This is a genomic window from Polaromonas sp. P1_E1_2 (assembly GCF_056406035.1).
This window is the reverse complement of sequence record NZ_JBFUAZ010000138.1, coordinates 1-8,229: the sequence shown is the minus strand read 5'-3', so window position 1 is coordinate 8,229 and position 8,229 is coordinate 1. Positions and strand designations below refer to the sequence as shown.

The 8,229-nt window shown below is 61.3% G+C and carries 8 protein-coding genes; 1 reads left to right on the top strand and 7 read right to left on the bottom strand.

Features of this window, described 5'->3' with window-relative positions:
• The 6 genes from AC1D1P_RS09000 to maiA all read right to left on the bottom strand — a co-directional run.
• Nucleotides 1-388: cation:proton antiporter domain-containing protein (locus tag AC1D1P_RS09000; protein ID WP_477672730.1), on the bottom strand; the 388-nt coding region annotated here is incomplete at its 3' end.
• Nucleotides 389-635: 247 nt separating this feature from the next.
• On the bottom strand, nt 636-1,373 hold the full coding sequence (gene phbB, locus AC1D1P_RS08995) for an acetoacetyl-CoA reductase (RefSeq protein WP_457280389.1): 738 nt from the start codon (nt 1,371-1,373) through the stop codon (nt 636-638).
• Between the two features lie 140 nt (nt 1,374-1,513).
• A complete protein-coding gene (locus AC1D1P_RS08990; RefSeq protein ID WP_477672729.1) occupies nt 1,514-2,692 on the bottom strand; it encodes an acetyl-CoA C-acetyltransferase in 1,179 nt (392 codons plus the stop codon).
• 67 nt (nt 2,693-2,759) lie between these two features.
• Nucleotides 2,760-4,526 carry a class I poly(R)-hydroxyalkanoic acid synthase gene (phaC, locus tag AC1D1P_RS08985; protein WP_477672728.1) on the bottom strand — a complete coding sequence of 589 codons (1,767 nt, stop codon included), beginning with the start codon at nt 4,524-4,526 and terminating at the stop codon, nt 2,760-2,762.
• Nucleotides 4,527-4,882: 356 nt separating this feature from the next.
• On the bottom strand, nt 4,883-5,692 hold the full coding sequence (gene pgeF / locus AC1D1P_RS08980) for a peptidoglycan editing factor PgeF (RefSeq protein WP_477672727.1): 810 nt from the start codon (nt 5,690-5,692) through the stop codon (nt 4,883-4,885).
• Nucleotides 5,693-5,791: 99 nt separating this feature from the next.
• On the bottom strand, nt 5,792-6,430 hold the full coding sequence (maiA, locus tag AC1D1P_RS08975; protein WP_477672726.1) for a maleylacetoacetate isomerase: 639 nt from the start codon (nt 6,428-6,430) through the stop codon (nt 5,792-5,794).
• Nucleotides 6,431-6,695: 265 nt separating this feature from the next.
• On the opposite strand from maiA, the gene AC1D1P_RS08970 reads away from it, so the two are divergent.
• Nucleotides 6,696-7,730 (top strand): NADP-dependent oxidoreductase, encoded by a 1,035-nt coding sequence (locus AC1D1P_RS08970; RefSeq protein ID WP_477669105.1) that lies wholly within the window; start codon nt 6,696-6,698, stop codon nt 7,728-7,730.
• Between the two features lie 38 nt (nt 7,731-7,768).
• Here the strand turns inward: AC1D1P_RS08970 and AC1D1P_RS08965 are convergent.
• A partial coding sequence (locus AC1D1P_RS08965; RefSeq protein ID WP_477672725.1) for an Lcl C-terminal domain-containing protein occupies nt 7,769-8,229 on the bottom strand: 461 nt, incomplete at its 5' end.

Sequence of the window (8,229 nt, the reverse complement as noted above, 5' to 3'; positions counted from 1 at the left end):
CGGTACTGGCGACCGACAGCGACAGGCCAAACACCAGCGCTCCGCCGAGGTTCCAGCCCCACCAGTGCGCGAGGCCCATGCCGAGCGCGGTGGCGACCGTCATCTGCACGATGGCGCCAGGCACCGCGATCTTGCGCACCGCCAGCAGGTCGTCCAGCGAGAAATGAAGTCCGACGCCGAACATCAGCAGCATCACCCCGATTTCAGCGAGCTGGCTCGCGATCTCCGCATCCGCCACAAAGCCGGGCGTGAACGGCCCGATGATCACACCCGCGAGCAGGTAGCCCACCAGCGCGGGCAAGCGCAGCCGCACGGCAAGAAAACCAAAAATCAGGGCCAGGCCCAGGCCGGCGGCAATCGTGCTGATCAATGAAACGCTATGGGGCATGCAGGAGGATTCCTTCTCGAAAGCGAAAAGCGGTTAAGAGTCGTTCGGACTCCAGGGAAGGCCTGCGACACAGCCCGGTGTGCGGGCTGTCCCRTCGAACGTGTCTGTTTAATTTACTACAGACGATTGAAGTGACCCATTGCGAAGTCCCCACGCGTTTGACGGCTTTGCAGGTTGTTTGCGACAAACAGCCGGGCACAAAAAAACCCGCCGTAGCGGGTTTTCAGCCACGGGCCGGTGAGGGCAATCAACCCATGTGCAGGCCGCCATTGAGCGAGAAGTCGGCGCCGGTCGCATAGCCGCCTTCATCGGACGCGATCCACGAAATGATGGAGGCGATCTCCTCGGGCTGGCCGAGCCGTTTGGCGGGCACGCCTGCGACGATTTTCTCCAGCACGTCAGGGCGTATGGCTTTGACCATGTCGGTGCCGATATAGCCGGGGCTTACCGTGTTGACCGTCACGCCCTTGGCCGCCACCTCTTGCGCCAGCGCCATCGTGAAACCGTGCAGGCCGGCCTTGGCTGTGGAATAGTTCACCTGGCCGAACTGGCCCTTCTGGCCGTTGACCGACGAGATGTTGATAATGCGCCCGAAACCCGCTTCAATCATGCCCTCGATGACCTGTTTGGTCACGTTGAACATGCTGTTGAGGTTGGTGGAGATCACGGCATCCCAATCGGCCTTGCTCATCTTGCGGAACTGGCCGTCGCGCGTGATGCCGGCGTTGTTGACCAGCACAGCCACGGGGCCATGCTCGGCCTTGACCTTGTCAAAGGCCGTGACGGTGGAATCCCAGTCACCGACGTTGCCTACCGACGCATAAAAAGTATGGCCCAGGGCTTTTTGCTCGTCGAGCCATTTGGTGAAGTCGCGCGTGGGGCCGCATCCGGCGATCACCGTGAACCCATCCTTGTCCAGCCGTTGGCAGATGGCAGTTCCAATGCCGCCCATACCGCCCGTGACATACGCTACTTTCTTTGCCATTTCGCTCTCCTTGATTTTGTGAATTATGTGAAACCGTTTACCTGATGACTTCCCTGCCGAACGGCCCACCGTGATTCGCTATCGATTTAATAGCTGCTTGCGCACGGTGCAAGCCAGTCTCAGCCTCTTTTACCTTACATTCAGCGTTCCAGTGTGAGGGCAACCCCCATGCCGCCGCCGATGCAGAGGCTGGCAATGCCTTTTTTCGCATCGCGCCGCGCCATTTCGTGCAACAGCGTCACCAGGATGCGGCAGCCGGACGCGCCAATCGGGTGGCCGATCGCGATGGCGCCGCCGTTGACGTTGACCTTGCTGGTGTCCCAGCCCATCTCTTTGTTCACCGCGCAGGCCTGGGCAGCAAAGGCTTCGTTGATTTCGAGCAGGTCGAGGTCCTGGGCCTTCCAGCCTGCGCGCTGCAGCGCCTTGGTCGATGCGGGGACCGGGCCCATGCCCATGTAGGCCGGGTCGAGGCCGGTGGTTGCGTAGCTGGCGATGCGCGCCAATGGCTTGAGACCCAGGGCGGCGGCCTTTTTGGCCGTCATGACCATCACCGCGGCAGCGCCGTCGTTCAGGCCCGAGGCATTGCCGGCCGTCACACCACCGGCCTTGTCAAACGCCGGGCGCAGGCCCGCCAGGCCTTCGGCGCTGGTCTTGCGGTTGATGAATTCGTCCGCAGCAAACACCACCGGATCACCTTTTTTCTGGGGAATGGTGATGGGGATGATTTCATCCTTGAACTTGCCGGCGTCCTGCGCGGCCGCAGCCTTGGTCTGGCTGCCCAGGGCCAAGGCGTCCTGCGCCTCGCGGCTAATCTCGTATTTCTTTGCCACGTTTTCGGCGGTAATGCCCATGTGGTACTGGTTGTAGACGTCCCACAGGCCRTCGACGATCATGGAGTCGATCATCTTCCAGTCGCCCATGCGCTGGCCGTCGCGCGAACCATTGAGTACGTGAGGCGCGGCGCTCATGTTTTCCTGGCCGCCGGCAATGACGATTTCGCTGTCACCCGTGGCCACAGCCTGCGCCGCCAGCATGACGGCTTTGAGGCCGGAGCCGCAAACCGCATTGATGGTCAGGCCCGGAATGCCGTTGGGAAAACCTGCCTTGATGACCGACTGGCGCGCCGGGTTCTGGCCGACGCCGGCCGTCAATACCTGACCCATGATGACCTCGCCGAGCTGGTCGGCATTGAGGCCGGAACGCTCCAGCACACCCTTGATGACGGCTGCGCCGAGTTCGGTTGCGGGTATTTTGGCGAGCGAGCCGCCGAATTTACCGACGCCGGTGCGGCCGGCAGCAACGATAACGATGTCTTCCATGATGTGTCCCTTTTGAAGTTTTAGGATGCGTTTATGAATGCGGTTTGGCGAGGCGCGGGTTGCTGTGTCAGGCTTTTGCCTTGACATAGCGGCCCGGCGCAGCCTCAATGACTTTGTACTTGCGGCTGCCATAGGTTTTCGGTGCAGCAATTTGCTTGCCAGCATGGCCCTGGAGCCATCCGGACCAGTCGGTCCACCAGCTGCCGGGGTGTTCTGTCGCGCCCTCGAGCCAGCCGGCTTGCGTCTCGGGAAATTTTCCCTGAGGCAGTTTGTCGCGGGTCCAGTAGCTTCGTTTTTTCTTGGCCGGCGGATTGATCACACCCGCAATATGACCGGAAGCACCCATGACAAAACGTTTTTTTCCAGGCAAATGCTGTGTGGAGGCATRAGCGCCGCCAATCGGCACGATGTGGTCTTCACGCGAGCCGTAGATGTACACAGGAATGTCGACCTTGCGCAAGTCTACTTTCTGGCCGCACACCACGGTCTTGCCCGGCTTGATGAGATTGTTCTCGAAATAGGTATTGCGCAGGTACCAGGCATAAAACGGCCCCGGCAGGTTGGTGGAGTCGCTGTTCCAGTACAGCAGGTCAAACGGAGGCGGTGTTTCGCCCTTCAGGTAATTGCCGACCACGTAATTCCAGACCAGGTCATTCGGACGCAGGAAGCTGAAAGTGGAAGCCAGGTCCTGACCCTTGAGCAAGCCGCCCTGCCCCATCTCGGCCTCGCGGTACTTGACCGAGGTTTCGTCGATGAAGATATCAAGGATGCCGGTGTCGGTGAAATCAAGAAACGAGGTGAGTAGCGTTGCACTGGCCACCGGCTTTTTACCCTGTGCGGCCAGCACGGACAGCGCTGTTCCGAGGATGGTGCCGCCCACGCAAAAACCCAGTGCGTTCAGGGTCTTTGCGCCGGTGATCTCCTGCACCACGTCAATGGCCTTGATGGCGGCGTGCTCGATGTAGTCGTCCCACGTTTTTTTTGCCATCGACTCATCGGGGTTGCGCCAGCTCACCACAAAGGTACGGTGCCCCTGGCTGACGGCATAGCGGATCAGCGAGTTTTCGGGTTGCAGGTCAAGGATGTAGAACTTGTTGATGCATGGCGGGATCAGCAGGAAAGGCTTTTCGTACACCTTTGCTGTCAGGGGCTTGTATTCCAGCAGTTGAAAGAATTCATTTTCAAACACCACCGCGCCTTCGGTGGTGGCGACGTTTTTACCGACCTCGAACACACGCTCGTCGGTCATGGACACGTGGCCCTGCTTCAGATCATGCAGCAGGTTGGTGAGACCCTGGGCGATGCTTTCGCCCTGGCTCTCGATGGCTTTTTGCTGCGCTTCGGCATTGAGCGCCAGGAAATTGCTAGGCGCCGTGGCCGCCATCCATTGCTCGACCGCGAAGCGCACGCGTGCGCGGGTCTTTGCGTCGCCTTCGACGGCGTCGGCCAGGGCCATGAGGGTGCGGGCGTTCAGCAGATAGGTGGAAGCCGAAAATTTCGAGACGGGGTTGGTCTTCCAGGCCGCGCTTGAAAACCTGCGGTCAGACGACACCAGCGTATCGGCGCCCTCCTGCAACCCCTGGTTCCACAGGGCTGAGGCGTCCGCGATATAGCGCTGCTGCAATTCCTGGAGCCTGGCCGGATCGAACTGGAGTGCCGCTGGGGTTTGGCCTAGGCTGAATGCACTCATTGGTGCGAATCCGTTGTTTGCACCAGTATTGAAGCCGGCGCCTGATCCGGCGTTTGCCATGACACTCATGGCCTGCTGCAGGCCTGCCGCAAAGGTCTCTTGCATCTGCCGGGCCGTTTCGGCCTGCTTTGCGTCAAAATTCATCTTGTCTCCCCGATCCATGTTGAGTCCTGGTGACTCTTTTGAGCACACCAACAGTATCGTAGGATTTGCATTACAAATTGCTCACCAGGGCCGCGGAGTTCTACGTATTTATGTATTTGATTGTCATCGCCTGGGTTTACGTTGTGCTCATGATGAGTGTTGCCGAAGCCACCAACAGCAACGGCACACTTCTGGGGGCACTGGTCACCTTTGTACTCTATGGACTGGGTCCTGTGGCATTGGTGGTTTACCTGATGGGTGCACCTGCCCGCAGCAAGGCGATCAAGAAACGCGCTGCAGCAGAGCGCCTGCAGCAAACTGCAGGCGTGGACGCAGCCCCAGACAAATCCTCACCGTCACACGCGCCAGATACAGGCGGCCATGCGCCCGGTGGTGCCAAACCCATTACCAGTGACGCCGGCATCCCGCCGGTGGGAAAAGAACCTTGACGGATTGCCCACGGTGCACCATGCATCGCTGCCGTCGTTGCCGTACACCTGTGTAATCCCCATCGCCTTGAGGCGCAACCGCGCCAGCGCCGGCAAGTCGGCAAGGTATTTATCGCTGCCGCACGGCGTAAAGCAGCAGCCGGCGTCAGGCTGAACGGTTTCGAACGCGGCCTTGACTTCAGCGCCGACTTCGAACGCTGCAGGCCCGATGCACGGACCGAGCCATGCTATTGTTTTGATAGCTGCTTGCGCTTGTTTTTGTTGGGCCAGAGCCCGAAATGACTCATAAACTGCCTCAAGTACACCGTGCGGACTCGTCGGACTTCCTGCCAGCCCACGCCAGCCCGCATGCGCTGCGGCCACCACAGCGCCGTCTTCGCTGGCCAGCAGCACCGGCAGGCAATCGGCCACCATGATGGTGCAGGCAAGTCCCGCCTGATCCGTCACGCAGGCATCGGCTGTCTGGCCGTCGGCGGCATCGGCGCTCAACACCAACACTTCGCTGCCATGCACCTGCTGAAGGAACACCGGGTGACTGCCCATTGCCCGCCGCAGCACGTCACGGTTCGCCGCAACATTGGCGGGCTGGTCGCCGACATGGTCACCCAGGTTCAGGCTGTCATACGGCACAGACGAGACGCCGCCGGCACGTGTGGTGAACACCGCCTGCACGCCGGCAGGCGCCGGCCAGTCGGGAATCAGCCAATCAGTATGCAAAGCAGGAACCGGTCATTTTCCGACGGGCCGCCYCTAGGAAAATTGGCCCCCTCGAGGGGCAGCGAACCACACGAAGTGGGGAGCGTGGGGGCCACATTCTCAGGCTTCGTTGTCGGGGCAGGCCGAAGGCTGGGCCTTCTGGAAGGCCGGCAGCGCCATACAGGCGTCGAACGCGGCCATGGTGCGGGGCAGTCTGTCAAAACTCACGTTAAAGCGTTTGGCATTGAATATCTGCGGCACCAGGCAGCAATCAGCCAGTGTTGGTGTATCGCCATAGCAATAGGTCGATGCCGGCAATTGCGCCAGCTGGCGTTCAAAGGCCTCCAGGCCTTCGCGGCACCAGTGCACATACCAGGCGTTCTTTGCAGCTTCGTCGAGCTTGAGTTCCTTGACCAGGTATTTCAGGACGCGCAGGTTGTTGATGGGGTGGATTTCGCAGGCGATGGACTGGGCCAGCGCGCGCACCTTGGCGCGGCCCAGCGCGTCGGCGGGCAACAGGGCCGGTGTGGGGTGTTTTTCATCGAGGTATTCGATGATGGCCATGGACTGCGAAAGTTTTTCACCGTCGACTTCGAGCAGCGGCACCAGGGTGTCGGCGGCCAGGGCGGCGTAAGACGGCTGCTTGTGCTCGCCTTTGGCGATGTGCACGGGAATGTAGTCGTAGCTCAGACCCTTGATCTCCATCGCAATACGTACACGAAACGACGAAGAAGAGCGGAAATAGTTGTGGAGTTTCATCTCTAAAGCATAAACGATGGCCCCCACGGTCGCGCACTTCGTGTCACCCCCTGCCCCCCGAGGGGGCGCTGCGCCTGCGGCCCGGCAAAGCCGGTTCCGCGGCCCCGGCTGGGTTAGATACATCCCCGCCGTAGCGCACTTCGTGTGGCTTCAAGCTGAGCTGGTTAAGCGACCATCAGTGGCAGGGCAATCGCGTGGGCGACTGACGCGCGGGCAGTCCGCCACTACCATTGCCTTTTTGCATTCGCCACTCCCGGAGACACCCATGAGCGCCATCGCCACCCTAGCCAACCACCAGATTCGCCTGGCAAGCCGTCCCGTCGGCCTGCCCACCCGTGACAACTGGAGCTTCACCACCGAGCCGGTCGCCGAACCCGGCCCGGGCGGCGTACTCGTCAAAACCCTGTACCTGTCGCTGGACCCGGCCATGCGCGGCTGGATGAACGACGCCAAGAGCTACATCCCGCCGGTGGAAATCGGCGCCGTGATGCGCGCCGGCGGTGTAGGCAAAGTGATCGCCTCACAAAACCCGGCCTTTGCCGTGGGGGACTACGTGAACGCCGCTCTCGACGTGCAGGAGTACTGCCTGATCCCGGCCGACCAGGTCAAGCGCAGCGGCATGTTCAAGATCGACCCGCGCCTGGGCCTGACATCCTGGCTCAATGTGCTGGGCCTGCCCGGCATGACGGGTTACTTCGGCCTGCTGGAAGTCGGCCTGCCCAAGGCCGGCGAAACCGTCGTGGTTTCCGGCGCGGCCGGCGCCGTGGGCCAGACAGTGGGCCAGATTGCCAAGCTCAAGGGTTGCCGGGTTGTGGGCATTGCCGGGGGCAAGGCCAAGTGCGACTGGGTGGTCAAGGAACTGGGCTTTGACGCCTGCATCGACTACAAGAACGGCGACGTGCGTGCCGGATTGAAGGAACATTGCCCCAAGGGCATCGACATCTACTTCGACAACGTGGGCGGCGAGATCCTGGACATGGTGCTGGCGCGGCTGGCGCGCGGCGCCCGCATCATCATCTGCGGCGCCATCAGCCAGTACAACAACACCACGCCCGTGAAGGGCCCCGCCAATTATTTATCGCTGCTGGTCAATCGCGCCCGCATGGAAGGCATCGTGGTATTCGATTACGCCGACCGCTACCACGTCGGTGTGGCTGAGATGGCGGGTTACCTCAAGGCCGGCACCATGAAAAGCAAGGAAGACATCGTCGAGGGACTGGACACTTTCCCGGAAACACTGCTCAAGCTTTTCAACGGCGAGAACTTCGGCAAACTGGTGCTGCAGGTGGCCAAAGACTGAGGCCCGATGCGCCGGCTGCCGCCGGCGTTGGGTGCCGCTTACTTCGCATTGCGCACCAGGCGCACGACGGCCGCCGTGGCGCGCGGGGCTTCACCGGCGCTGCCGTCGCTGAAACCCACAAAGGTGAAATAGCCCGGGCCGGTGCTGCTCGATGTCCAGAAGCGCGCCACGGGCGTGCCCGGAAAAGCACTAGGATCTATCGCCGCCTTGTCCACGTCAGCCTCTCGTGCAGAGACGATGCTGGAGAGTTCTTTGAGAATCGGCAAGCGCCATTCGGCCTCCGGCGCGGAAGCCGCCTTGGCACGCGCGGCCGCATCGGGATGGTTCAGGAAAGCCGGTTGCCCGGTGCAGGTCTTGCCCTTCCAGACCATGCCTTCCGCGCAGCGCCGCCAGACCAGGCCGGTGCGGCTATCGGTGACTTCCTGGTTGTCTGCGGACACGCTGAAGCGCTCCTGCGCAAAACTTGCACTGGACAAAGCCAACAGCAAAAGGGAAAGAC